We start from the raw sequence: 22417 nt of genomic DNA on the forward strand, positions 1-22417 counted from the left end.
TGCCAATGGGACTGAGCATCGACGAGATAGAGCGCGTGGCGGCGGACGTCGTGAGGCGCGGCGACCTGCCCATGCTGGGGCAGGAGCCGGGTCGCACGTACCGGCTTGGCGTGATGGGCGGCACGTTCGACCCCATCCACAACGGCCACCTGGTCGCGGCCGAGCAGGCGTTCGACGACCTGAGGCTGGACACCGTCGTGTTCATGCCGGCCGGGCGCCCCGCGTTCAAGCAGGACAAGCAGGTGTCCGCGGGCGAGGACCGCTATGCGATGACGCTGCTTGCGACGGCGGACAACCCGCACTTCCTGGCGAGCCGGTTCGAGGTGGACCGCCCGGGCATCACGTACACGGCCGACACGCTTGAGCGCCTGCGCGCCATCTATCCGGAGAACGTGGAGATCTACTTCATCACCGGCGCCGACGCCATCGCGGACATCGTGCGCTGGCGCGACGCGGACCGCCTGAGCCGGCTCGCGCACCTTGTGGGCGCCACGCGGCCCGGCTACGACCTCACGCACGCGCAGCGGGCGATTGAGGACTCGGACATACGCTTCGACGTGACGTACCTCGAGGTGCCGGCGCTGGCGATATCATCCAGCTACCTGCGCGAGCGCGTGCGCAACGGCCAGAGCCTCAGGTACCTGACTCCGGACGCCGTGACGGGGTACATACACAAGCACCAGCTGTACGGCGCGAGCCAGCTTGGCTATGGCTCCAAGCCAACGGAAGGTCGTGAGTAGCCAGATGAGAAGGGCGGAATACACAAAGGACCAGCTTGCCTTGATCGGCAGGCTCGAGTCGGACCTGACGGACCGCATGAGCGCGGTCAAGCCGCGTCGCCTTGCGCACTCGCTCTCCGTCGCACGCTGCGCGGAGTCCCTGGCGCTGCGCTACGACGTGGACCCGTTTGACGCGCGCGTCGCCGGCATCCTGCACGACTGGGACAAGGTGGTGCCGGACGACGAGCTCGTGCGGCGTGCGCGCGAGCTGGGCATCGACTTCGGGGTCGACCTCGACCTGGTGAGGCCGCTGCTCCACGGCGTCGTGGCCGCGCGCGAGCTGCCGGGGCTCTACCCGGAGCTTGCGCCGGAGGTGTTCCAGGCGATCGCGCGCCACACGACGGCCGCCGTTGACATGACGCCCCTGGACGAGGTGGTGTTCGTGGCGGACGGCATCGAGCCCCTGCGCACGGGGAGCAAAGGCATCCAGCAGACGCGCGATATGGTGGGCAGGGCCTCCCTGGACGACGTGTTCTGGAACTCGTTCTGCGCAGGGATCGAGTACGTGGTGGAGACCAGGCGCTACCTGTATCCGGGTACGCTTGACATATACAACGAGCTCGCCCTCATGAGGGCGGGGGCCGGGTCGAACGCCCCGGCCGGAAGGTAGGCAACATGACGGTTACATCGCTCGAGCTTGCGAAGGCGGCCGCGACCGCCGCGGACGACAAGAAGGCCACCGACATCGTGCTTCTGGACCTGACGCACGCGACGGACGTGTGCGATTACTTCCTCATCTGCACGGTCCAGAACAACCCCCAGCTGGACGCGGTGACCGAGGAGGTCAAGAGACGCCTGGCCGCCGAGTGCGGCGAGAAGCCCGTGTCCACGGAGGGCCGCGGCGGCTCGTCCTGGGTGCTCATGGACTACGGCGCGCTCGTGGTGCACGTGTTCAAGCCGGAGGCCCGCGACTACTACCGCCTGGAGCACCTGTGGGGCGACGCCCCGCGCGTGAAGCTGGGCCTGGAGGGAGAGGCGCCCGCGAACGCCTAGTCGTCGTCCTTGTTCATGGGGGCCGTGTCGGAGGCGGACTCCCTCAGCCTGAGCTCGGACCCAAGGCTGAGCGACCCCTTCCCAAAGCGCGAGCGCACCTCATCCGCCGCGACGGAGAGCGCCCTGAGGTCACGGTGCCTTCCCGGTGCCGTGGCCTCGTCCTTCTCGCCCGCGTCGGGCGAGAAGAGCTCGAGCTGCCGCTGGCGGGGCGCCCCGGGGCCAAAGCCGCTCACGCCCACGCCCACCAGGCGGACGGGCGTGCCCTCGCGCCAGACGTCGTCAAGCAGGCGCAGCGCCTGCGCGCCAAAGACGTGCTCGTCGTCCGTGGGGGCATCGAGCTGGCGCTGCGCGGTGCGCGTCTTGTCGTACGAGAACTTCAGCTTCAGCGTCACCTGGTGGCCGCGCAGCCCCTTCGACCTCAGGCGCGTGCCCACCATCTGGCTCACCATGCGCACGGCGGCGGCCACGTCCTCGCGCGTCGTGAGGTCGCGCGCGAACGTGCGCTCGTTCGACACGGACTTCGCGGCCTCCGGCTTGGCGCGCTCGCGCACGCGCGACACCTCGCGTCCCGCCGCGCGCGTCACCAGGCTGGGCCCCGCGACGCCGAACGCGCGTCGCATGCGCTCCGGGTCCTGCCGCGCGAGCTGCCCCAGCGTGGCGATGCCCATCTGGCGCAGCCGCGCCTCCGTCGCCCTGCCGACGCCGCTCATGGCGGAGACGGGCAGCGGCGCCAGGAACGCACCCTCCGTTCCGGGGAGCACGACGGTCATGCCGCGCGGCTTCTGGCGCTCGGACGCGATCTTCGCGACGGTCTTGCTGGTGCCGAGGCCTATGGAGCAGGTGACGCCCAGCTCGGCTACGCGGCCCTGGACGCGCCGGCAGATGGCGATGGGGCTCTCGCGCGAGAAGCGCCCGGGCGTCACGTCGAAGAACGCCTCGTCGATCGACACCTGCTCCACGAGCGGCGTCTCGTCCAGGATCGCCTGCATCACCTGCGCGGACACCTGGCGGTAGCGGTCGTAGTGGCCCTGCGTCCAGATGGCCTCGGGGCACAGCCGCCTCGCCTGGTACGAGGGCATGGCGGAGTGCACGCCAAAGCGCCTCGCCTCGTACGACGCGGTCGAGACGACGCCGCGACGCTCCGGCGAGCCTCCCACGATGAGCGGCTTGCCGCGCCACTCCGGGTGGTCGAGCTGCTCCACGGACGCGAAGAACGCGTCGAGGTCGAGCAGGCCTATGGCAGGCCCCGACCACTCTGTGATGGATGCCGCCACAGTGCCTCCCTCCTGCTGCGCCGCGTCCCCGCACGGCGATGCCCGTCGCAGAACACCTTTCCGCAGATTATAGGCCACGGCCCGGCCATCGCCTAAGAGGGGAGGTAGCCGGGCCGTGGTGCGCGCGGGCGAGAGGGACGGCGGTGCTCGCTAGAGGGTCACCGTGAACGTGGTCCCGTCCTTCTCGTCGCTCGTGCACTGGATGGAGCCGCCGTGCGCGTCGACGGTGGACTTCGCGATCGCGAGGCCCAGGCCGAAGCCGCCGGCGCCGTCGTCGCGCGTGCGTGCCTTGTCGGAGCGGTAGAACCGCTCGAACACGTGCGGCAGGTCCTCAGCGGGGATCGCGGGACCCTGGTTGTTCACCGTCAGGCGGCACCCCTTGCCCCGGCGCTCGAGCGTCACCTTGACGGTGGTGCCGACGGCGGCGTACTTCACGGCGTTGTCGATAAGGATGCGGACCATGTGGCGCAGCCAGTCCGCGTCGCCCTGCACGTGCACGTCCTCCGCGACGGAATCCTCCACGGACGTGCCGCGCTCGAAGGCGACGGCGTCGAACTCGAGGGCCGCGGAGCTCACGATGTCCGAGAGGTCGACGTCGGCGCGCTTCAGGATGCCCGCGGTGCCGGCGACGCTCTCGTCGGCGCGGGCGAGCTGCAGCAGGTCGTTCACGAGCGTCTTCATGTGGCCGGCCTCCTCGGCCGTGCTGTCCACCCAGCGCCTGCTGTCCGCGGGGAGGTCCTCGTCGCGCTGGAGGATCTGCGTGTTCGCAAGGATGACGGCAAGCGGCGTCTTCAGCTCGTGCGACGCGTCCGAAACGAAGCGACGCTGCTGGTCCCACGCGCGCCTGACGGGCCCGAGCGCCCAGTCCGCGAGCTTCCACGAGATGCCGAACAGCACGAGGATGCCCACGGCGACGATCTCGACGTTGCGCACGATGGCGTTGTGGAACGTGTCGTCCACGGCGGTCGTGTCCACGATGGCGATGCGGGTCGTGCCGGAGCTCGTGGTGGCGGACTTCCACGACACGTGGTACTCGGGGAGCCTTCCATGGTTCGCCTGTGCCTCGAGCGCCTGCTCCACCACCTTCTCGAGCACGGGGCCGTTAATGCTCACGTTGTCGTCGCTCGACTCGAGGACGACGCCGCTCTGCGATATCTCGACGGTGAGGGCGAGCATGTTGGAGTTGTGCCTAGTGCCGGGAGCGTCCTTTCGCGTGGTGCCGATGACGGGTACGGCCTCGGTTGATCCCTCGAGGTTACGATTGAGGGCGCCCGCGATGAGGTCCTGCTGGTTGACGTAGGTGGAGTAGAGCGACATCCCAAGGACGCTCGCGAGGACGAGCCCCGCGAGCGTCGTGACGATGGCGACGAACTTCCTCTTGAGCTTCTTGAGCATGGCGCACCGACGCTACTCTTGGACGTCGAACGCCTCGAGGCGGTAGCCGAGCATGCGCAGCGTCGTGATCTGCACCTTGGAGCGCACGTGCGTGATCTTCTTCCGCAGGAACGATATGTACGCCTCCACGGAGTTCTCGGACGCGTCGGCGTCGGCGCCCCACACGCGGGTGAGGAGGTCCTGCTTCGACACGACGCGCGCGTTCGAGCTCATGAGCATCTTCAGGACCTCGAACTCCTTGCCCGAGAGATGCACTTCTCGCCCGTCGCACGAGAGGTCGTGCGTCTCGAGGTCGAGCGTGAGGTCCGCGAAGGTCACGGTGTCGATCACGACGTCGCCCTGCCTGCGCGTGAGGGCGCGGAGGCGTGCGAGGAGCTCGGGCGCCTCGAACGGCTTCGTCATGTAGTCGTCCGCGCCGGCGTCGAGGCCCTCGACCTTGTCAGAAGTGGACGTGCGGGCCGTGAGCATGAGCACGGGGATGGAGTTGCCCTGGTGGCGAAGCTCGCGCACGATCTGGATGCCGTCTGTGCCGGGAAGCATGACGTCCATGATGACGGCATCGTACAGGCCGCTCTCCGCGGAGTTGAGGCCGGCGTTCCCGTCGTACACGGCCTCGCAGTTGAATCCGGCATCGGACACGATGCGAACGATGGCATCGGCAAGGTTCCTCTCGTCCTCCACGACAAGTATGTTCATGGGGCCTCCTTGGGTTTCTGAAATCGTGTTTATTGGTGCAATATAGCGAGCGATACTTAAGGCCGCCTTAAATAGCGTTCCCCGTCAAAAGCACTGCACATTTGCCGTGCAAGGTTCACAAAAACGACACCTTGATACGCGTGGGCGGTGTCGTAGAATATAAAGTCGCTAATTGCGGCTATGCGGCGCACAAACTCATCTGACCCCGGCGCCGCGAATGTAAAGGAGTTTAGTTTTGGCAGTTAAGATTCGTCTCGCCCGTCACGGTGCAAAGAAGCGTCCGTACTACCGCGTCGTCGTCGCCGACGGCCGTATGCCCCGCGATGGTCGTTACATCGAGCTCGTTGGTCGCTACAACCCGCTGACCACCCCGAAGACCATCGACCTCGACCTCGAGAAGATCGACGAGTGGGTCGCCAAGGGCGCCCAGCCCAGCAACGCCGTCGCTCACCTGATCGACATCGCCCGCAGCGACGCTCCCGCTCCCGAGAAGAAGCAGAAGCTCTCCAAGAAGGCTGCCGCCAAGGCCGCTGCTGCCGCCGAGGACGCGGAGTAGCCATCGTGTCCGAGGAAATCGCGGACGTCGTGGATTCCCTGGACCAGCTCTCTGACGACTCTGAGGAACTTGCCTCCGACAAGGTGGCAGACCTGGTTGAGTACATCGTCTGCGGACTCGTGACCAACGAGGACGCCGTCTCGCTGGACGTGACGGACAGCGAGGGAGCAGCGCTCATCGAGGTCTCCTGTGCCGAGGAGGATGCCGGAAGGATTATCGGCAGGAGGGGCCGCACCATCAAGGCCATCCGCACGCTCGCGCGTGCGCTCGGCTCCAGGGTGGGCACCTCCGTAGAGGTTGAGGTTCTAGGCTAGACGTCTCGTGCGTAACGAATACAGAGCCATAGCCCGTGTGGTAAAGACCCACGGGAGGAAAGGGGAGGTCGTGACGGTTCCCGTCCACGGCCTTCCCTCGCTTATGCGCAAGGGCCTTGAGGTCGCGGTCGTGCCGCCGCCGCTGAAGGGCCCCCGCGTGCGCAGCGTCGCGTCCGCCGACGACGGGGACAGGGGCCAGCTGGTCCGTCTCGCCGGCGTCGGCGACTTGGACGCCGCGTCGTCGCTCGTGGGCAAGACGTTGCTGGCCCGTGTGGACGACCTGCCCGAGGGGTTCGAGTACCACGATGCCGACTGGCTCGTGGGAAGGGCCGTCGTGGACGAGAAGATCGGCCCCCTGGGCAGAATAGAGGAGGTCATGGTGGGCCCGGCGAACGACGTCTGGTCGATCATGGGCCCCTTCGGGGAGGTCATGCTCCCCGTGGTGGACGAGTTCGTCCTCGGGACGGACGACGACGGCGCCATCCACGTGAGCGCGCCGGACGGACTGGTCGATGCGGAGGGATAGGATGAGGTTCGAGACGCTCTCGGTGTTCCCGCAGGTCTTCGCACCCTACCTGAACGAGTCGATCATGGGTCGCGCGCAGCGCAAGGGGATACTCGACTTCGAGGCGTACGACCTCAGGCACTGGACCCATGACCGCCACAACACCGTGGACGACGCGCCGTTCGGCGGCGGGCAAGGCATGCTCATGAAGCCGGCCCCGATCTTCGAGGCGGTGCGCGACATCGCCTCGAGGGGGGGCGCCAGGCCGCACGTCGTGTTCTTCTCGCCCTGCGGAAGGCGCTACGACGAGGCGTGCGCACGACGCCTTTCCACGCTCGACCGCGTGCTTCTGGTGTGCGGCCGCTACGAGGGCATGGACGAGCGCGCCTACGAGCTCGCGGACGAGGTGTTCTCGCTCGGCGACTACGTGCTCACCGGCGGGGAGCTCGCGGCGCTCGTGGTGATCGACTCCGTCGTGAGGCTGCTTCCGGGCGCCCTGGGGGACGAGAAGAGCGCGGAGGACGAGTCGTTCAGCGACGGCCTGCTGGAGTACGCGCAATACACGCGCCCGGCGGACTTCGAGGGAAGGCGCGTCCCGGATGTGCTGCTCTCAGGCGACCACGGCGCCGTGGACGCGTGGCGCAGGCGCAGCTCGATTGAGCGCACGGCCCGCTGGAGGCCGGACCTGCTGGACGGAGCGACCCTGACCGAAGAGGAGCGCGCGTTCGCCCGCGAGGCGGCGCGGCGCGAGGAGGGTGAGTGCGATGCCTGAGGAAGAGGAAGCCCAAAAGGGCAGGCGCCTTCCCGCCTGGCTCGACTGGGTCATCACGATCGCCGTTGGCGTGACGCTCGCGCTTCTGGTGCGCACGTTCGTGGCCGAGGTGTACATCGTGCCGTCCGGCTCGATGCTCGAGACCATCCAGGAGGGGGACCGCCTGGTGGGAGAGAAGGTCAGCTACCGCGGCTCGACGCCCAAGCGAGGGGACGTGGTGACGTTCGACGACCCGGAGAAGCCGGGGACGACGCTCATCAAGCGGGTCATCGCGACGGGCGGCCAGACCGTGGACCTGAGGGACGGCCACGTGTACGTGGACGGGAGGAAGCTGGACGAGCCGTACGTGCTTGACAAGCCCACCTACCCGCTCGAACAGCAATCCAGCATCCTGAGCGAGGCGATCGCCTACCCGTACAAGGTGCCGGACGGCTGCATCTGGGTCATGGGCGACAACCGGACGAACTCGCTCGACTCAAGGTACTTTGGGCCCGTGAGCACAAGTAAGGTATCCTCGAGGGCGCTGTTCATTTTCTGGCCGATAGGTGACGCGCGCGGGCTGTAGCCGCCGCGCCGGAAGACATACGATGGGAGCTTATAGGGACATGAGCGACAAGCCGCTTACGTTTCAGGAGATCATCCTGACGCTTGATAAGTACTGGGCGGAGCAGGGCTGCACCGTCATGCAGCCGTACGACAGCGAGGTCGGTGCGGGTACGTTCCACACGGCAACGCTGCTGCGCTCTCTGGGACCCGCCGCCTGGCGCACCTGCTACCCGCAGCCGTGCCGTCGCCCGGCGGACGGCCGCTACGGCGACAACCCCAACCGCCTGCAGCACTACTACCAGTTCCAGGTGCTGCTGAAGCCGTCCCCCGTGGACTCCCAGGACCTGTACCTGGGCTCGCTCGCGGCCATCGGCCTCGACCCCAACGACCACGACGTGCGCTTCGTCGAGGACGACTGGGAGTCGCCCACGCTCGGCGCGTGGGGCCTTGGCTGGGAGGTGTGGCTCAACGGCATGGAGGTTACGCAGTTCACGTACTTCCAGCAGGTGGGCGGCCTGGAGGTCGATCCCGTCCCCGTCGAGATCACCTACGGCCTCGAGCGCATCGCCATGTACGCCCAGGGCGTGAACTCCGTGTACGACCTCGTGTGGAGCTACCTGCCCGACGGCACGCCCATGACGTATGGCGACGTGTTCCACGAGAACGAGTTCGAGTTCTCCACGTATAACTTCGAGGTCGCGAACGTCGACATGATGCGCCAGAAGTTCGACGACTACGAGAGGGAGTGCCACGCCTGCCTGGACCGCAAGCTGCCGCTTCCCGCGTACGACTGCGTCATGAAGTGCTCGCACGCGTTCAACCTGCTCGACTCCCGCGGCGCGATCTCCGCGACGGAGAGGGCCAACTACATCCTCCGCGTCCGCACCATCGCCAAGGCCTGCTGCGAGGCCTACCTCGAGCTGGTGGCGTCCAAGACCGACGCGGACAACAAGAAGGGGGAGGTGGCCTAAATGGCAGACACCTTGGATTTCCTGCTTGAGGTCGGCACGGAGGAGATGCCGTCCGCCCCGCTCATCCACGCCATCAAGCAGTTCGGCGAGCTCGTCCGCGCAGGCCTTGACGAGGCCGGGCTCGAGCACGGCGAGGTCACTCCCATGAGTACCCCGCGCCGTCTGACCGTCCTGGTGAAAGACGTCGCAACCTCCACGAAGGAGGTCCACGAGGTCAAGCGCGGCCCCGCGGCAAGCATCGCGTTCGACGCGGACGGCAACCCCACGAAGGCGGCCGCCGGCTTCGCGCGCAAGTTCGGGCTCGACGCCACGGAGCTCGTGCGCAAGCAGGACGCCGACGGCAGGGAGTACGTCTTCGCCGAGAAGAACGTGCCCTCCAGGCCGGCTGTCCCCATCCTGACCGAGCTCTCCCAGAACTCCATCGCATCCCTCGAGTGGCCGAACTACCGCAGCCAGCGCTGGGGGTCCGAGCACGCGACGTTCGTGCGCCCCATCCGCTGGATCTGCGCGCTTCTGGGCGAGGAGGTCGTGCCCGTCACGTACGCGGACGTCACGTCCTCCAACGTCACGCGGGGGCATCGCGTGCTTGGTCCCGGCGAGCACGTGGTGAAGGACCCGGCGAGCTACGTCGAAGTGTGCCGCGAGGCGGGCGTGCTCTTCGAGGACGAGCGCCGCAAGGTCATCCGCGACGGCATCGCCCGGGTCGAGGCGGAGCGCGGCGGCGCGCACGTGGACACGCCGAAGCGCATCTTCGACGAGGTGGTGAACCTCACGGAGTACCCGACGGTCCTCGTGGGCAAGTTCGACGAGGAGTTCCTTGACGTCCCGAACGAGATCATCTGCGACTCGATGCTCTCGAACCAGCGCTACTTCCCGGTGTACGACGCGACGGGTGCCCTCACGCGCGAGTTCGTCGTCGTTTCCAACAGCGCGCGTCGCAACAACGAGCGCGTCATCGACGGCAACGAGCGCGTCGTGCGCGCCCGCCTGGACGATGCGAAGTTCTTCTACGAGGAGGATCTGAAGAGGCCGCTCGAGGACTACGTCCAGAAGCTCAAGGACGTCGTGTTCCAGGAGAAGCTCGGCACCGTGTACCAGAAGGCGCTGCGCATGCAGGAGATTGCCCCCGAGGTCGCGACCCAGGCCGGCTGCGACGCCGCGACGGTATCCAACGCCGCCCGCGCGGCACTTCTCGCCAAGGCGGACCTCGTGACGCAGGCCGTCGTGGAGTTCACGAGCCAGCAGGGCGTCATGGGCGGCTACTACGCGAAGGCGTCCGGCGAGTCCGACGAGGTCGCGGAGGCCATCCGCGACCACTACCGCCCGCGCTTCGCGGGTGACGAGCTGCCGTCCGGCGTCGTCGGCAAGTGCGTCGCGATCGCGGACAAGCTCGACACCGTCTGCGGCATCTTCGCGATCGACGAGCCGCCCACCGGCTCATCCGACCCGTTCGCCGTGCGCCGCTCCGCCATCGGCATCATCTCGATGCTGCGCACGCTGCCGTCCGTCTCGCTGAAGTCGATCATCGCAAAGTCGCTGGACGCGTATGCAAGCCAGGGCCTCGAGTTCGACCGCGACAAGGTTCAGGCGCAGGTCGAGAAGTTCTTCGCCGGCCGCCTGAGCACGATCGCGAAGGACGAGAAGATCTCGCCCGACACGATTGAGGCGGTCTCGAGCGTGGGCGTCATCGACCCCGAGGAGTTCCTGGAGCGCGCGCATGCGCTCGAGGACGCCAGGCGCGACCAGCCGGAGCTCTTCGACGACCTCGCGACCGCCTACGCCCGCGCCGCGCACCTCGGCGACGCGAAGCTCGGCGTCGAGGTGGACGAGTCCGTCATGGGTGACGCCGAGAAGGCCCTTCTGGACGCGTGCCAGAAAGGTAGCGAAAACGTGGAGAAGGCGCTTGGCGAGGCGGACTACAGGGGCGCCTGCAAGGCTCTCGCCGAACTAAGGGAGCCAATCGACCGTTTCTTTGATGACGTGCTCGTCATGGACGAGGACACTGTAGTAAGGGAGAACCGACTTAGGTTGCTGAATCGTTTCGCATCGGTGTTCAGCGGCGTCGCGAACATTGGCGTCCTCTCGAAGAAGAAGTAGGATTGGCCGTGAGTTAGGTCGTAACGCAGGGGCCGTGCCCCTTGGCTTGGAGGTTGATATGGCAGACGAAGCGATTCTTGAGGACGACATCTTTGACGTGCCTACTCCCGTCGTGATCGTCATCTCGGACGCGCGCGGCAAGACGGCTACGAGCGTCGTCGAGGCTGCTGCCGACCAGTTTGGCGAGGACAGCGTGATTATCAAGAGCGTCGGCAACGTCAGGGACCTGGCGACCGTCAAGAAGTACCTCGACGAGAACATCGAGGAGGGCGTGCCGACCGCCGTGTTCCACACCATCGTCGACAGGAACCTTCGCAGGGACATCCGCCGCGAGCTCGACGGTCGCGGCATCCCGTCGATCGACCTGCTGGGCCCCGCGATCACGGTCCTCATGTCGCTCACTGGCGAGGAGCCGAAGCTCGAGGCCGGCCGTCGCGTCGACAGCAAGGTGGAAGAGCTCTAGCTCTTACTCCATAACTTCCACAAAGTAAAGAACTATTCCACGCATGGCAGTCGCTGGCATCTGAATGGATGCCAGCGACCTTTTTTACCCGTTAACGTTTATTTATGGGCAAACAACCAATATGTGTGGATACAATAGGTTTCGTTAGGGACGCCACCACAGGGGTTTGCAGAGTGGCGCCGCAAGTGTTGGGGTGCGACTTCGCACCATGGAAAAACGATCAGGGGTGTCAAATGGCTGAAAAGCACGTGTACAAATTCGGCGTTGACGAAAACGGTAACAACGTTACCGAGGTCGCCGGCAAGACCGTAGACGAGGCCAAGTGGATCACGGGCGGCAAGGGCGCGAACCTTGCCGAGATGGCGAACATCGGCCTCCCCGTTCCTCCGGGATTCTCCATCACCTGCCAGACCTGCGTTGCCTACTCCAGCGCTGGCAACGTCTGGCCTGACGGCGTCCTCGACGAGATCGACGAGTACCGCAAGGACCTCGAGAAGCGCATGGGCAAGAAGATCGGCGACCCCGACGACCCCCTGCTGGTCTCGGTCCGTTCCGGCGCACCGTTCTCCATGCCCGGCATGATGGACACCGTCCTGAACCTCGGCCTGAACGACGAGTCCGTCAACGGCCTCATCAAGCAGACGAACAACGAGCGCTTCGCATGGGACTCCTACCGCCGCTTCGTCCAGATGTTCTCCGACGTCGTCATGGGCGTCGACGGCCAGCTGTTCGAGGACGCGATCAACGAGAAGAAGGCCGAGAAGGGCGTCAAGCTCGACACCGAGCTCAACGCTGACGACCTCAAGGACCTGACCGAGACCTTCAAGGGCATCTTCGCCAAGAACGTCGACTCCCAGGCCCACCCCGAGGTCGCGCCGAACGGCGTCGCGGAGTTCCCGCAGGACCCCTACCTGCAGCTGCGTCTTGCCGAGCAGGCCGTCTTCGGCTCTTGGAACACCGAGCGCGCCGTGCTGTACCGCAAGCAGAACAAGATTCCCGATGACCTTGGTACCGCCGTCAACGTGCAGGTCATGGTCTTCGGCAACAAGGGCAACACCTCCGCGACCGGCGTCGCCTTCACGCGCAACCCCGCCGATGGCACGAACGAGCGCTACGGCGACTTCCTGGTGAACGCGCAGGGCGAGGACGTCGTCGCCGGCATCCGTAACACGGAGCCCATCGCCGACCTCCCGAAGACCCCGGGCCTCGAGGAGGCGGGAAAGGAGCTCTATCACGTCTTCGAGATCCTCGAGGATCACTACGCGGACATGATGGACCTCGAGTTCACCATCGAGCAGGGCAAGCTCTGGATGCTCCAGACCCGCGTCGGCAAGCGTACCGCGCTCTCCGCGCTGAAGGTCGCCATGCAGATGGTCGACGAGGGCCGCATCACCCGCGAGCAGGCAATCATGCGCGTCGCCCCGGAGCAGCTCGACCAGCTCCTGCACCCGCAGTTCGACCCGAAGGCCAAGTTCGACGTCGTCGCGAAGGGCATGAACGCTTCCCCCGGCGCTGCCGTCGGTGCCGTCGTGTTCTCCTCCGATGCCGCCGTTCACTACCACAACATCGAGAAGCCGTGCATCCTCGTCCGTTGGGAGACCACTCCTGACGACCTGAAGGGCATGGTCGCGGCCGAGGGCATCCTCACCTCTCACGGCGGCAAGACGTCCCACGCGGCCGTCATCGCCCGTGGCATGGGCGCGCCTTGTGTCTGCGGCGCCGAGGCGCTGAAGATCGACGCGAAGGCAAAGGAGTGCAAGATCTCCGGCACCGACGTCGTCCTGCACGAGGGTGACATCATCTCCATCAACGGCACCACGGGCGACATCATCGTCGGCGCAGTGCCCCTGACCCGCCCGGAGCTCACCGGCGACCTCGAGACCATCCTCGAGTGGGCCGACGACGTCCGTCACGACGCTTCTCGCGGCCGTCTGTTCGGCGTGCGCACCAATGCGGACAACCCCGCGGACGCGCAGCTCTCCGTCGACTTCGGCGCCGAGGGCATCGGCCTCGACCGTACCGAGCACATGTTCCTGGGCGACCGCAAGCAGATCATCCAGTCGTTCATCCTCGCCGACAACGACGGCCAGAAGCAGCAGGCGCTCGGCCAGCTCCTCCAGGCCCAGACCGGCGACTTCGAGGGCATGTTCAAGGCCATGGACGGCAAGACCGTCATCGTGCGTCTGCTTGACCCGCCCCTGCACGAGTTCCTCGACGACCCGCGCGATCTTGCTGTCGAGATTGCACGCGCCGAGGGCCGTGGCGAGACCGAGGTCCAGCTCAAGGCCATGCGCGATCGTCTTGCGCGCCTCGACTCCTTCCAGGAGGCCAACCCCATGCTCGGCCTGCGCGGCTGCCGTCTGGGCATCGTGTATCCCGAGCTCAACGAAATGCAGGTCCGCGCCATCGCTGGTGCCGCCGCGGCGCTGAAGAAGCAGGGCTTTGATCCCAAGCCCGAGATCATGGTCCCGCTCATCTCCACGGTCGAGGAGCTCAAGCTCGTCCGCGAGCAGATCGAGGCCGGCGTGCAGGCCGTCGCCGAGGCCGAGGGTGTCGAGCTCAACATCCCCGTCGGCTGCATGATCGAGCTGCCGCGCGCCGCCGTCACCGCCGACGAGATCGGCGAGTACGCCGACTTCTTCTCCTTCGGCACGAACGACCTAACGCAGACCACCTTCGGATTCTCGCGCGACGACGTCGAGTCCGCGTTCATTCCGCAGTACCTCGCGAAGAAGATCCTCAAGACGAACCCGTTCGAGACGCTGGACAAGGGTGTCGCCAAGCTCGTGAAGATGGGCGTCGAGGGCGGCCACAAGGCCAACCCGACCATCGTCTGCGGCGTCTGCGGCGAGACCGGCGGTGATCCGGACTCCATCCAGATGTACTACGACCTCGGCCTTGACTACGTGTCTTGCTCGCCGTACCGCGTGCCCATCGCACGCCTCGCGGCTGCCCAGGCCAAGATCAACTCCAACGGCGGTCCCGAGAAGATCTCCAAGTAGTGTCGACCACGTTGGACGCTAGGTCATAGTTTTATGTGGGGGAGAAGGACGCGCGTCCTTCTCCCCTTGCCCATATCTGGGCGAAGGGAGGCATGCGGCATGGGGCTTTTGGGAAGGGAAGCGCAAGAGAGAAGGGAGCACGAGCTCCTGTCCCGCCATGCGGCGTTTTCCGACGAGTCCGCGGGAAGGCTCGTGCCCGAGGAGCCGGACGAGCTGAGGACGTGCTACCAGCGCGACCGAGACCGCATACTCCACAGCAAGAGCTTCAGGCGTCTCGCTAACAAGACGCAGGTGTTCCTGGCGCCGGAGGGCGACCACTACCGGACGAGGCTCACACACACGCTCGAGGTGGCTCAGATCGCGCGCGACATCGCAAGGCCGCTTGGACTGAACGAGGACCTGACCGAGGCAATCGCGCTTGGGCACGACCTGGGCCACACGCCGTTCGGACACGCCGGCGAGCGTGCCCTTCGGGCGGCGATGGCCCGGAACCTTGGCATCGACCCGCGATCGAGCGCCGCGGAAGGGCTGTTCAGGCACAACGAGCAGAGCGTGCGCGTGGTCAGCCACTTCGAGAGGGACGGCAGGGGGCTCAACCTCTCGCGCGAGGTGCTCGATGGAATACGTTGCCATGCGGGAAGCCTGCGCGCGGAGACGCTCGAGGGGAGGGTCGTCGCGAAGGCGGACCGCATAGCGTACGTGACCCACGACATAGACGACGCGGAGCGGGCGGGCCTCCTTACGGAGGAGGTGCTTCCCGAGAAGTGCCGGGACGTGCTCGGGCACACGTCCTCGGAGCGCATCAAGACCATGGTGGAGGATGCCGTGACGTGCAGCGCAGGCACCGGCGACGTCGTCATGTCACCGGAGGTGTGGGGCGCCCTGATGGGCATGAGGGCGTTCTTGTTCTCGAACCTCTACAAGCGGGGAGACGCAAAGTCTGAGGAGCCGAAGGCGGAACACGTGGTCGCGGCGCTGTTTGACCACTTCGTGGCGCATGTGGACGAGATACCCGAGGAGTACCACCTGGCAGAGGGGCAGCAGGAGGTCATGGTTGCCGACTACATCAGCTCGATGACAGACCGCTATGCCATCAGGCTCTACAGGGACATTTTCGTGCCAAGGGCCTGGGGCATGCGATAAGTTGGCAATACATATGCATTGGTTCTTGCGGCGGGCCCTCGGTCGGCACGTCCATAGTGGTCCCTCCTGCACTAACCAATGGCAATCAAGGCCCGTGTGTCCTTGTGTATGGATATGTTTTGACGGGTGCTTTCTGCTTGTGCGGATCCCTGTCGTGGAATATACTTCTCGGTTGTGTGTAAACCTATGTGCCGCGCACACCGCGACGGCACCTCTAGAAGTGAGGAAACTATGGACTACATTCGCGCAATCGAGCGCCAGCAGATCCGCGAGGACATCCCCGAGGTCCGCGTTGGCGACAACGTCAAGGTGCACTATCGCATCAAGGAGGGTGACCGCGAGCGCATCCAGGTCTTCCAGGGCGACGTCATCCGCATGAGCGGTGCCGGCTCTCGCGAGACCTTCACCGTCCGCAAGATCTCCTTCGGCGTCGGCGTCGAGCGCACCTTCCCCCTGCACTCGCCCAAGATCGGCAAGCTCGAGGTTGTGCGTCACGGCGACATCCGTCGCGCAAAGCTCTACTACCTGCGCGATCGCGTCGGCAAGGCCGCCCGCATCCGCGAGAAGCGCTAAGGGTTTCTCAGTCGCACGCATTGAGCGGCACCCCGAGGGGTGTCGCTCTTTTTTTAGGAGCTGCCATGAGCGAAAGAGTTCATCCCGCCAGTGCGCGCGAGGTTGCCGCACGGCTTTCCGATGCCGGGCTCGACGAGATAGACGGCCTGTTGGAACGCTATGGCGACGACCCGCGAAAGCAGGTGCAGCATGCCGTGGCCGTGGCAAGGAGGCGCCGTGACCGAGAGGCGGCCGAGCGAGACCGCGTGAGTGCCATGTACGACCTCCAGCACGAGCTTGGGGGAGATGGCGTCGTCCTGGGCGTAGACGAGGTGGGAAGGGGAGCCATCGCTGGGCCCCTCACGGTGTGTGCGGTCGCGCTGCCAGCGAACCCCAGAATATGGGGCCTGAACGACTCGAAGCAGCTCACCCCTGCCCGGAGGGAGGCGCTTGCGGCTCAGATCGCCGAGGTCGCGACGGCAATTGGCATCGCGCACATAGAGCCTGCGTCCATAGACGCGGTGGGCATGTCATCCGCGCTCAGGATGGCCATGGCAAACGCGATCGAGGACACGGGCGTCGACCCAGACTGCGTGCTCATAGACGGAAACCCCGTGCACGTTCACCCAAGGGAGAAGACCCTGGTCAAGGGCGACGCGCGCGTCGCATGCATCGCGGCTGCCTCCATCGTCGCGAAGGTCACGAGAGACGCCATCATGGTGGCATACGACGCGGAGTATCCAGAGTACCACCTTGCGGAGTGCAAGGGATACGGGTCGGCGGCGCACATCGAGGCTATCAGGCAAATCGGCCTGAGTCCCATCCATAGGGTGTCGTTCTGTGGAAACTTCTTGGAGACCCCCTCTCTCTTCTAATCAAAAGTAGAATCGCCTGAATCGACGTTCCGTTCGCGTGCCTGCGATGAACGGGCTTTCGGGACGAGACGGCGGCGTTAGCAAAGTCTTCCGAAAGACGTGCGGCAGCTAGCTGCGAGCCGCGCATGAGAACCTCTTGGTCCCATTTGGCGAGGACGGGAGGATGCATGTGCGACAACGAGTTCTATCAGGATGGCGAAGACGTCTACGGGAAGGGGCAGCCTGCGTCGGTTCCAGAAGAGTCTTGCGCAGCGGCTGACGGGGGCTATGCGCCCGAAGGCCTAGAGGAGCAGGCTCGGTGTGCGGGCACGGGCGGGTACCAGGGAGGGGAGAGCCCGGCCCGCAAACCACTCATGGAGATGAGCGCCCGTGAGATCGGCGACATGGGCGAGCACATAGCGTGCTGCTACCTCCAGAATCACGGATACAGGATCATCTCCCGAAACTGGATGTGCAAGATGGGCGAGGCCGACATAGTCGCCACCCAGCAAGACGAAGACGGCAATGACGTGTGCGTGCTCGTCGAGGTCAAGACGCGACTTTCGCTCGGCAAGGAAGACGACGGCATGCCAGAGCTTGCCGTGAATGGCGAGAAGCAGAAAAGGTATCGCGGCATTGCGGAAACGTTCCTCAGCGTCTCCACACAGTTTCACCAAGTAAGGTTCGACGTGATCGCAATCAAGATAGTCGCGGAGCACTCTGCGAAGCTCAGGCATCTCATCGGCGCCTATGAGGCTGACGACTGATGGGCGCCGGCGGATCCCTGAGCGTCGCGTCGGCGACTCTCAGGGGCATCGAGGCACTGCCGGTGGACGTGGAGATCGCCACGTCGGCGGGGATTCCGGGCATGTCTATCGTCGGGATGCCGGACGGAAGCGTCCTGGAGGCGCGTGCCAGGGTGAGGTGCGCCATAAAGGCCTCCGGATTCACCGTGTCTAGGCTGAGGTTCACGGTGAACCTGTCGCCAGGGGAGCTCAAGAAGTCGGGGACGGGCTTCGACCTGCCGCTCGCAGTTGCCATGCTCGCGGTGACGGGGCAGATTCCGACGAGGGGACTCGAGGATTGCATGTTCGTGGGGGAGCTTGCGCTTGACGGCTCGGTAAGTGCCGTAAGAGGGCTCGTGGCCTATCGGAGGCTCGCCGAGAGAACGGGAAAGACCCTCGTCTGCCCTGCGTCATCCTACGATGGCCTTGGCGAGGGGGTCCTCAACATCGAACGGCTCGAGGACCTGCGCCGAGGGGTAGGAAGCCTCGAGGCGGGCGGACGGGGAGAGAGGCGCGAAGCCCAGGCGGGGTGTCCGGATCTCGACTATGAGGACGTGCTCGACCAGGAGGCGGCGAAGCGCGCGCTCGTGATATCCGCTGCGGGAGGGCACGGTCTGCTCATGGTCGGACCTCCCGGCGCGGGAAAATCCATGCTCGCGCGTCGGCTTCCGACCATTCTTCCCCCGTTGACGCCTGAGGAGGCCGAGGAGGTGGCCTTGATAGGGTCTGTTGCTGGACGTGCGGGCGGATGCCAGGACAACGGCGCAAGGCCATTCAGGGCTCCCCATCACTCGATATCGCAGGCGGGAATGATCGGGGGCGGCAGCCCCGTGCGTCCCGGGGAGGTCACCCTTGCGCACCATGGCGTGCTGTTCCTCGACGAACTGCCGGAGTTCTCAACCAACGTGCTGCAGTCGCTGAGGCAGCCATTCGAGGAACACGTGGTGAGGCTGGTGCGTGCGGACGGACTGTACAGGTTTCCCTGCGACTTCACGTTTCTCGCGGCAGCCAACCCCTGTCCCTGCGGATACCTCGGAGACCCGGCGCACGCATGCACGTGCGCCCCGGCAAAGGTTGAGCAGTACCAGGCGAGGGTGGGAGGTCCCCTGAAGGACCGCATAGACGTACACATCTTCGTTGCGCGTCCCGATTCCAGAAAGGTCGTGGAGGGTGAGCGCGGCATGAGCTCGGCGCAGATGCGCGAACTCGTGCTTGGGGCGCGGGAGTTCAGATCCTGGAGGGAGTCCAGGCTTGGCCCTGAGGACGAGGAGGGGCTCGATGGCCTGGCATTGGGGGAGGAGGCGGCCTCGGTGCTGGAGTCGATGGCCAGAAGCCTTGGGTTCGGCGGCAGGTCGATCGTGCGCGTCGCTAGGGTGGCGAGAACGATAGCGGACGTTCGGCAGGGAGACACGGTGTCAAGGGAGGACGTGCTGGAGGCGTGTGCGTACAGGGATAGGAGGGGATGAGGAATGAGGGGGAAGTCCTTCGAGCTGAGACGGGGTGAAGAGGAGTATCCGAGGCGACTAGAGGACCTCTCCGACCCTCCCGAGCGCCTCTACGGCATCGGTGCCGCAGAGGTTCTGATGGACGCGGGCATCGCAATCGTCGGATCGAGGCGCGCCTCCCCCTACGGGGTCGCCACGGCCGAGATGGCCGGGAGAATCGCGGCGGAGAGCGGGCTCGTAGTCGTCTCGGGGGGAGCCCTCGGCTGCGATGCGGCGGCGCTGAGGGCGGCGCAGGCGTCGGGGGGCACGACTGTGGTCGTATGCGGATGCGGCGCCGGCGTCGTCTATCCGCAATCGTCTCGGGACGTGTTCGAGGGCGCTATATCGAGGGGCGCGGTGATATCCCTCGAGAGGTGGGGCGCGCCTCCTCGGAGATACGCGTTCCCGAAGAGAAACAGGATCATCGCCGCAATCTCCGATTCCACGCTCGTCGTGGAGGCCGGCGTGAGGTCTGGGACCATGAGCACGGCGGAAGCAGCATCAGCCATGGGGAGGAGGCTGTATGCGATACCTGGGTCGATCTACTCGCCCCAGTCCGTTGGGACGAACGAGCTCATCTCGGACGGTGCGAGCATCGTGTGCTCTGAGCGAGACCTAGAGATGTGCATCGCGCTGGATTACGACAAGCTGAGGCTTTGCGCGGACGGCTCGCATTCTGAGCGAGGCCGCGTCCTCTCCGCCCTCGTGGCATCCCCGACGAGGGCGGACGAGCTGGCGAACAGGCTGGGCGAGAGCGTCATCACGATTCTGGGCACGCTGAGTGACTACGAGGCGCGGGGGATGATCGTCCGGCTCCCGGACGGAAGATACTCGCCCACGGCCGAGCTCCTCCGCGCTTCGGATAGAATGGGTCCCTGAGAATGGCTGTCGAGAGGAGTGCACGTTGTCGAAGAGTGTTGTCGTGGTCGGTGGGGGACTAGCCGGCAGTGAGTGCGCGCTGCAGCTTGCGGATCGGGGGGTTTCCGTGACACTCGTCGAGCAGCGTCCCGTGGCAAGCACGGCCGCTCACCACACCGACGGCTTCGCCGAACTCGTCTGCTCGAACTCCCTCAAGTCAATGAGGCACGAGAGTGCGGCGGGGCTCCTGAAGGAGGAGCTCGAGAAGATGGGGTCTAGGCTCATCCGCCTTGCGAAGGAATCCGCCGTGCCGGCCGGAGGGGCCCTCGCCGTAGACCGCGGGCGGTTCTCCGCGCTCGTGGGTCACGCGATCGACGAGAGCCCGAACATCACCGTGGAGCGTCGCGTCGTCGAGGAGATTCCGGAAGGACCGTGCGTCATAGCCGCGGGCCCGCTCTGCGGAGACGCACTCTTCGCATCGATCGCCGCAAAGGTCGGCGGAGAGTCCCTCTCGTTCTATGATGCCGCGGCGCCGATCGTCGACGTGGAGTCGCTGGACAGGGGAGTCGTGTTCTCGCAGTCGCGCTACGACGAACAGGGTAGGGGCGACTACCTTAACTGCCCGATGACCCGCGAGGAGTATGAGAGCTTCTACGAAGAGCTCGTTTCCGCGAAGCGCGTCGTCTCCAAGGAGTTCGAGCAGAGCGACCTCTTCAGTGCGTGCCAACCCGTCGAAGAGGTCGCCAGGACGGGCAGGGACTCGCTCAGGTTCGGCGCCCTGAAGCCAGTGGGACTGACCGACCCCCGCTCCGGCAGGCGACCGTGGGCGGCGGTGCAGCTCAGGGCGGAGAACGCCGACCTGACCGCATACAACCTCGTTGGATTCCAGACGAATCTGACGTGGGGAGAGCAGAAGCGCGTGTTCCGCATGATTCCGGGCCTCGAGAACGCCGAGTTCTTCAGGTATGGGGTCATGCACAGGAACTCGTTCGTCGACGCCCCGAGGGTGCTCGACCATACGTTCAGGATCCCCGGAACGCAGACAAGGCTTGCGGGGCAGATTACCGGTACAGAGGGGTACACCGAGGCAATCGCATCGGGGCTGCTCGCCGCCCTCAACACATATGCGGACATCACCGGCATCGAGGAGGTCGATCTTCCGAGGACGGGTGCGCTCGGATCGCTCGTCGCGTACGCCACGAACCCCGATACCAGGCCGTACCAGCCGATGCACGTGAACTTCGGACTCGTTCCGCCGCTTGAGGGCGGGCGACGCAAGAAGAGGGAGCGGTATCAGGCATACGCAGACCGGGCGACCGTCGACCTGGAAGGGTACCTTGAGTCGCGTCGCGACCTCTTCGAAGCCTTCCGATAGCGGAACGCGCGTCACCATGGCGACCGCAGGAGGGGAGCTCGAGAGGTTCCGTTCGTGCGTCGGGCGGTTCCTCAGGCACATAGGGGGAGTCGAGAGGCTTTCGGACAACACGGTAAGGGCCTATTCGGGAGACCTTCGGGCATATCTCGACTGGGCGGAAAGGCGTCACGTCGACCCGTTCCACGTTACGCACTCCGAGCTGAGGGGCTACCTTGCCGAGATGAGCCGCGCGAGGTACTCGACGGCGACCATGAACAGGAGGCTCTCCTCGGTACGGGACCTCTACAGGTGGCTTGTGGAGGAGGGCGTGACGACGGAGGACGCTGCGGCGGCGATCGTGAGCCCGAAGAGGGCCAAGACGCTCCCTAGGACGCTTACCGAGGAGGAGGCCGAGAGGCTTCTGGGGGCTTGTGACGGACGGGATGCGAAGGACGTGAGGGACAGGGCATTCCTGGAGCTCCTGTACGCGACCGGGGCGAGGATTTCCGAGGTGTCGAAGCTCGACCTCGGGGACGTTGACCTCGACCAGAGGCAGGTGAGGCTCGAGGGAAAGGGGTCCAAGACCCGCATCGTCCCGATATACGACCTCGCGGCGGAAAGGGTCGGGTCCTACGTGTCTGAGGCGAGGCCCGCGCTTGCCGCGAAAAGCCTCACGCGTGAAGAGGCCCTCTTTCTTTCCACCCGTGGCAATAGGATGTCCGCGGACGCGCTTAGGACCGTGTTCGAGAGAAGGGCGACGGCGGCGGGCATCGACAGGAGGGTCACGCCGCATGCGATGAGGCACACGTATGCCACGGAGCTCCTCTCTGGCGGTGCCGACCTGAGAAGCGTCCAGACGCTTCTTGGGCATGCCGACCTCTCGACGACGCAGATCTACACCCACCTCACGATCGATAGGATGAAGGCGGCGGCTCGGCAGGCCCACCCGCGGGGAGAGTGAAGGTGACGGATGTCACGGAAAGCGGGCGTGGGGCGTTCGAGAAAAGCGGTGCCGCCGCCCATG

General features: G+C 65.7%; 23 protein-coding genes. 20 read left to right on the plus strand and 3 right to left on the minus strand.

Annotated features, from left to right (window positions below; translation table 11 throughout):
* Window positions 1-5: 5 nt before the first annotated feature.
* The 3 genes from nadD to rsfS are packed head-to-tail and all read left to right on the plus strand — an operon-like array spanning window position 6 to window position 1772.
* Entirely contained in the window at window positions 6-740 is a 735-nt protein-coding gene (gene nadD, locus HF885_RS06240) for a nicotinate-nucleotide adenylyltransferase (protein WP_170104085.1), read from the plus strand.
* A 4-nt stretch (window positions 741-744) separates the two neighbouring features.
* Window positions 745-1389, plus strand: a complete 645-nt coding sequence (yqeK, locus tag HF885_RS06245) for a bis(5'-nucleosyl)-tetraphosphatase (symmetrical) YqeK (protein ID WP_170104087.1) — start codon at window positions 745-747, stop codon at window positions 1387-1389.
* Window positions 1390-1394: 5 nt separating this feature from the next.
* Complete coding sequence (rsfS, locus tag HF885_RS06250) at window positions 1395-1772, plus strand: ribosome silencing factor (protein ID WP_170104089.1); 378 nt, start codon at window positions 1395-1397, stop codon at window positions 1770-1772.
* Here rsfS and dinB read toward each other — a convergent pair.
* The 3 genes from dinB to HF885_RS06265 form a co-directional block, all read right to left on the minus strand.
* Window positions 1769-3046, minus strand: a complete 1278-nt coding sequence (gene dinB, locus HF885_RS06255; protein ID WP_170104091.1) for a DNA polymerase IV — start codon at window positions 3044-3046, stop codon at window positions 1769-1771. The genes rsfS and dinB overlap by 4 nt on opposite strands.
* A gap of 150 nt (window positions 3047-3196) precedes the next feature.
* Window positions 3197-4441 carry a sensor histidine kinase gene (locus HF885_RS06260; RefSeq protein ID WP_170104093.1) on the minus strand — a complete coding sequence of 415 codons (1245 nt, stop codon included), beginning with the start codon at window positions 4439-4441 and terminating at the stop codon, window positions 3197-3199.
* A 12-nt stretch (window positions 4442-4453) separates the two neighbouring features.
* On the minus strand, window positions 4454-5137 hold the full coding sequence (locus tag HF885_RS06265; RefSeq protein ID WP_170104095.1) for a response regulator transcription factor: 684 nt from the start codon (window positions 5135-5137) through the stop codon (window positions 4454-4456).
* 235 nt (window positions 5138-5372) lie between these two features.
* Between HF885_RS06265 and rpsP the strand changes: the two genes are divergently transcribed.
* The 17 genes from rpsP to xerA all read left to right on the plus strand — a co-directional run bounded on the left by rpsP (window position 5373) and on the right by xerA (window position 22354).
* Window positions 5373-5693 carry a 30S ribosomal protein S16 gene (gene rpsP, locus HF885_RS06270; protein WP_090862125.1) on the plus strand — a complete coding sequence of 107 codons (321 nt, stop codon included), beginning with the start codon at window positions 5373-5375 and terminating at the stop codon, window positions 5691-5693.
* A gap of 5 nt (window positions 5694-5698) precedes the next feature.
* Window positions 5699-6007, plus strand: coding sequence for a KH domain-containing protein (locus HF885_RS06275; protein WP_090846502.1), 309 nt, complete (start codon window positions 5699-5701; stop codon window positions 6005-6007).
* Window positions 6008-6044: 37 nt separating this feature from the next.
* A complete protein-coding gene (locus HF885_RS06280) occupies window positions 6045-6533 on the plus strand; it encodes a 16S rRNA processing protein RimM (protein ID WP_328804343.1) in 489 nt (162 codons plus the stop codon).
* A 1-nt stretch (window position 6534) separates the two neighbouring features.
* Complete coding sequence (gene trmD, locus HF885_RS06285) at window positions 6535-7284, plus strand: tRNA (guanosine(37)-N1)-methyltransferase TrmD (protein WP_170104099.1); 750 nt, start codon at window positions 6535-6537, stop codon at window positions 7282-7284.
* On the plus strand, window positions 7277-7849 hold the full coding sequence (gene lepB / locus HF885_RS06290; RefSeq protein ID WP_170104100.1) for a signal peptidase I: 573 nt from the start codon (window positions 7277-7279) through the stop codon (window positions 7847-7849). The genes trmD and lepB overlap by 8 nt, the downstream gene beginning before the upstream one ends.
* A gap of 40 nt (window positions 7850-7889) precedes the next feature.
* Window positions 7890-8801 carry a glycine--tRNA ligase subunit alpha gene (locus tag HF885_RS06295; RefSeq protein WP_090862119.1) on the plus strand — a complete coding sequence of 304 codons (912 nt, stop codon included), beginning with the start codon at window positions 7890-7892 and terminating at the stop codon, window positions 8799-8801.
* A complete protein-coding gene (gene glyS, locus HF885_RS06300; RefSeq protein WP_170104102.1) occupies window positions 8802-10898 on the plus strand; it encodes a glycine--tRNA ligase subunit beta in 2097 nt (698 codons plus the stop codon).
* 58 nt (window positions 10899-10956) lie between these two features.
* Window positions 10957-11361 carry a kinase/pyrophosphorylase gene (locus HF885_RS06305; protein WP_170104104.1) on the plus strand — a complete coding sequence of 135 codons (405 nt, stop codon included), beginning with the start codon at window positions 10957-10959 and terminating at the stop codon, window positions 11359-11361.
* A 233-nt stretch (window positions 11362-11594) separates the two neighbouring features.
* Entirely contained in the window at window positions 11595-14363 is a 2769-nt protein-coding gene (gene ppdK, locus HF885_RS06310; RefSeq protein WP_170104106.1) for a pyruvate, phosphate dikinase, read from the plus strand.
* A 99-nt stretch (window positions 14364-14462) separates the two neighbouring features.
* The gene (locus HF885_RS06315) at window positions 14463-15506 is read left to right on the plus strand and encodes a deoxyguanosinetriphosphate triphosphohydrolase (RefSeq protein WP_170104108.1); all 1044 of its coding nucleotides are present in this window, start codon (window positions 14463-14465) and stop codon (window positions 15504-15506) included.
* Window positions 15507-15737: 231 nt separating this feature from the next.
* A complete protein-coding gene (gene rplS, locus HF885_RS06320; protein ID WP_090846485.1) occupies window positions 15738-16079 on the plus strand; it encodes a 50S ribosomal protein L19 in 342 nt (113 codons plus the stop codon).
* 65 nt (window positions 16080-16144) lie between these two features.
* Window positions 16145-16933: a ribonuclease HII gene (locus HF885_RS06325; RefSeq protein WP_170104109.1), complete on the plus strand. Its 789-nt coding sequence runs from the start codon at window positions 16145-16147 to the stop codon at window positions 16931-16933.
* A gap of 167 nt (window positions 16934-17100) precedes the next feature.
* Window positions 17101-17679 carry a YraN family protein gene (locus tag HF885_RS06330; RefSeq protein ID WP_170104111.1) on the plus strand — a complete coding sequence of 193 codons (579 nt, stop codon included), beginning with the start codon at window positions 17101-17103 and terminating at the stop codon, window positions 17677-17679.
* Window positions 17679-19163 (plus strand): YifB family Mg chelatase-like AAA ATPase, encoded by a 1485-nt coding sequence (locus HF885_RS06335; protein WP_170104113.1) that lies wholly within the window; start codon window positions 17679-17681, stop codon window positions 19161-19163. The genes HF885_RS06330 and HF885_RS06335 overlap by 1 nt, the downstream gene beginning before the upstream one ends.
* A 3-nt stretch (window positions 19164-19166) precedes the next feature.
* On the plus strand, window positions 19167-20060 hold the full coding sequence (locus tag HF885_RS06340) for a DNA-processing protein DprA (RefSeq protein WP_170104114.1): 894 nt from the start codon (window positions 19167-19169) through the stop codon (window positions 20058-20060).
* A gap of 25 nt (window positions 20061-20085) precedes the next feature.
* Complete coding sequence (gene trmFO, locus HF885_RS06345) at window positions 20086-21414, plus strand: methylenetetrahydrofolate--tRNA-(uracil(54)-C(5))-methyltransferase (FADH(2)-oxidizing) TrmFO (protein WP_206109824.1); 1329 nt, start codon at window positions 20086-20088, stop codon at window positions 21412-21414.
* 16 nt (window positions 21415-21430) lie between these two features.
* Complete coding sequence (gene xerA / locus HF885_RS06350) at window positions 21431-22354, plus strand: site-specific tyrosine recombinase/integron integrase (protein ID WP_170104116.1); 924 nt, start codon at window positions 21431-21433, stop codon at window positions 22352-22354.
* Window positions 22355-22417 lie beyond the last annotated feature (63 nt).

The organism is Parafannyhessea umbonata (assembly GCF_012844235.1).
Classification (GTDB): Bacteria; Actinomycetota; Coriobacteriia; order Coriobacteriales; family Atopobiaceae; genus Parafannyhessea.

Bases quoted from the DNA above. Each gene is read 5' to 3' on its own strand.
- trmD (WP_170104099.1), top strand. From the start codon at position 6,535: ATGAGGTTCGAGACGCTCTCGGTGTTCCCGCAGGTCTTCGCACCCTAC.
- HF885_RS06325 (WP_170104109.1), top strand. From the start codon at position 16,145: ATGAGCGAAAGAGTTCATCCCGCCAGTGCGCGCGAGGTTGCCGCACGG.
- HF885_RS06335 (WP_170104113.1), top strand. From the start codon at position 17,679: ATGGGCGCCGGCGGATCCCTGAGCGTCGCGTCGGCGACTCTCAGGGGC.
- HF885_RS06315 (WP_170104108.1), top strand. From the start codon at position 14,463: ATGGGGCTTTTGGGAAGGGAAGCGCAAGAGAGAAGGGAGCACGAGCTC.
- HF885_RS06340 (WP_170104114.1), top strand. From the start codon at position 19,167: ATGAGGGGGAAGTCCTTCGAGCTGAGACGGGGTGAAGAGGAGTATCCG.
- HF885_RS06330 (WP_170104111.1), top strand. From the start codon at position 17,101: ATGTGCGACAACGAGTTCTATCAGGATGGCGAAGACGTCTACGGGAAG.
- lepB (WP_170104100.1), top strand. From the start codon at position 7,277: ATGCCTGAGGAAGAGGAAGCCCAAAAGGGCAGGCGCCTTCCCGCCTGG.
- HF885_RS06260 (WP_170104093.1), bottom strand. From the start codon at position 4,441: ATGCTCAAGAAGCTCAAGAGGAAGTTCGTCGCCATCGTCACGACGCTC.
- HF885_RS06295 (WP_090862119.1), top strand. From the start codon at position 7,890: ATGAGCGACAAGCCGCTTACGTTTCAGGAGATCATCCTGACGCTTGAT.
- HF885_RS06305 (WP_170104104.1), top strand. From the start codon at position 10,957: ATGGCAGACGAAGCGATTCTTGAGGACGACATCTTTGACGTGCCTACT.
- yqeK (WP_170104087.1), top strand. From the start codon at position 745: ATGAGAAGGGCGGAATACACAAAGGACCAGCTTGCCTTGATCGGCAGG.
- xerA (WP_170104116.1), top strand. From the start codon at position 21,431: ATGGCGACCGCAGGAGGGGAGCTCGAGAGGTTCCGTTCGTGCGTCGGG.
- HF885_RS06265 (WP_170104095.1), bottom strand. From the start codon at position 5,137: ATGAACATACTTGTCGTGGAGGACGAGAGGAACCTTGCCGATGCCATC.
- glyS (WP_170104102.1), top strand. From the start codon at position 8,802: ATGGCAGACACCTTGGATTTCCTGCTTGAGGTCGGCACGGAGGAGATG.
- nadD (WP_170104085.1), top strand. From the start codon at position 6: ATGGGACTGAGCATCGACGAGATAGAGCGCGTGGCGGCGGACGTCGTG.
- ppdK (WP_170104106.1), top strand. From the start codon at position 11,595: ATGGCTGAAAAGCACGTGTACAAATTCGGCGTTGACGAAAACGGTAAC.
- rplS (WP_090846485.1), top strand. From the start codon at position 15,738: ATGGACTACATTCGCGCAATCGAGCGCCAGCAGATCCGCGAGGACATC.
- rsfS (WP_170104089.1), top strand. From the start codon at position 1,395: ATGACGGTTACATCGCTCGAGCTTGCGAAGGCGGCCGCGACCGCCGCG.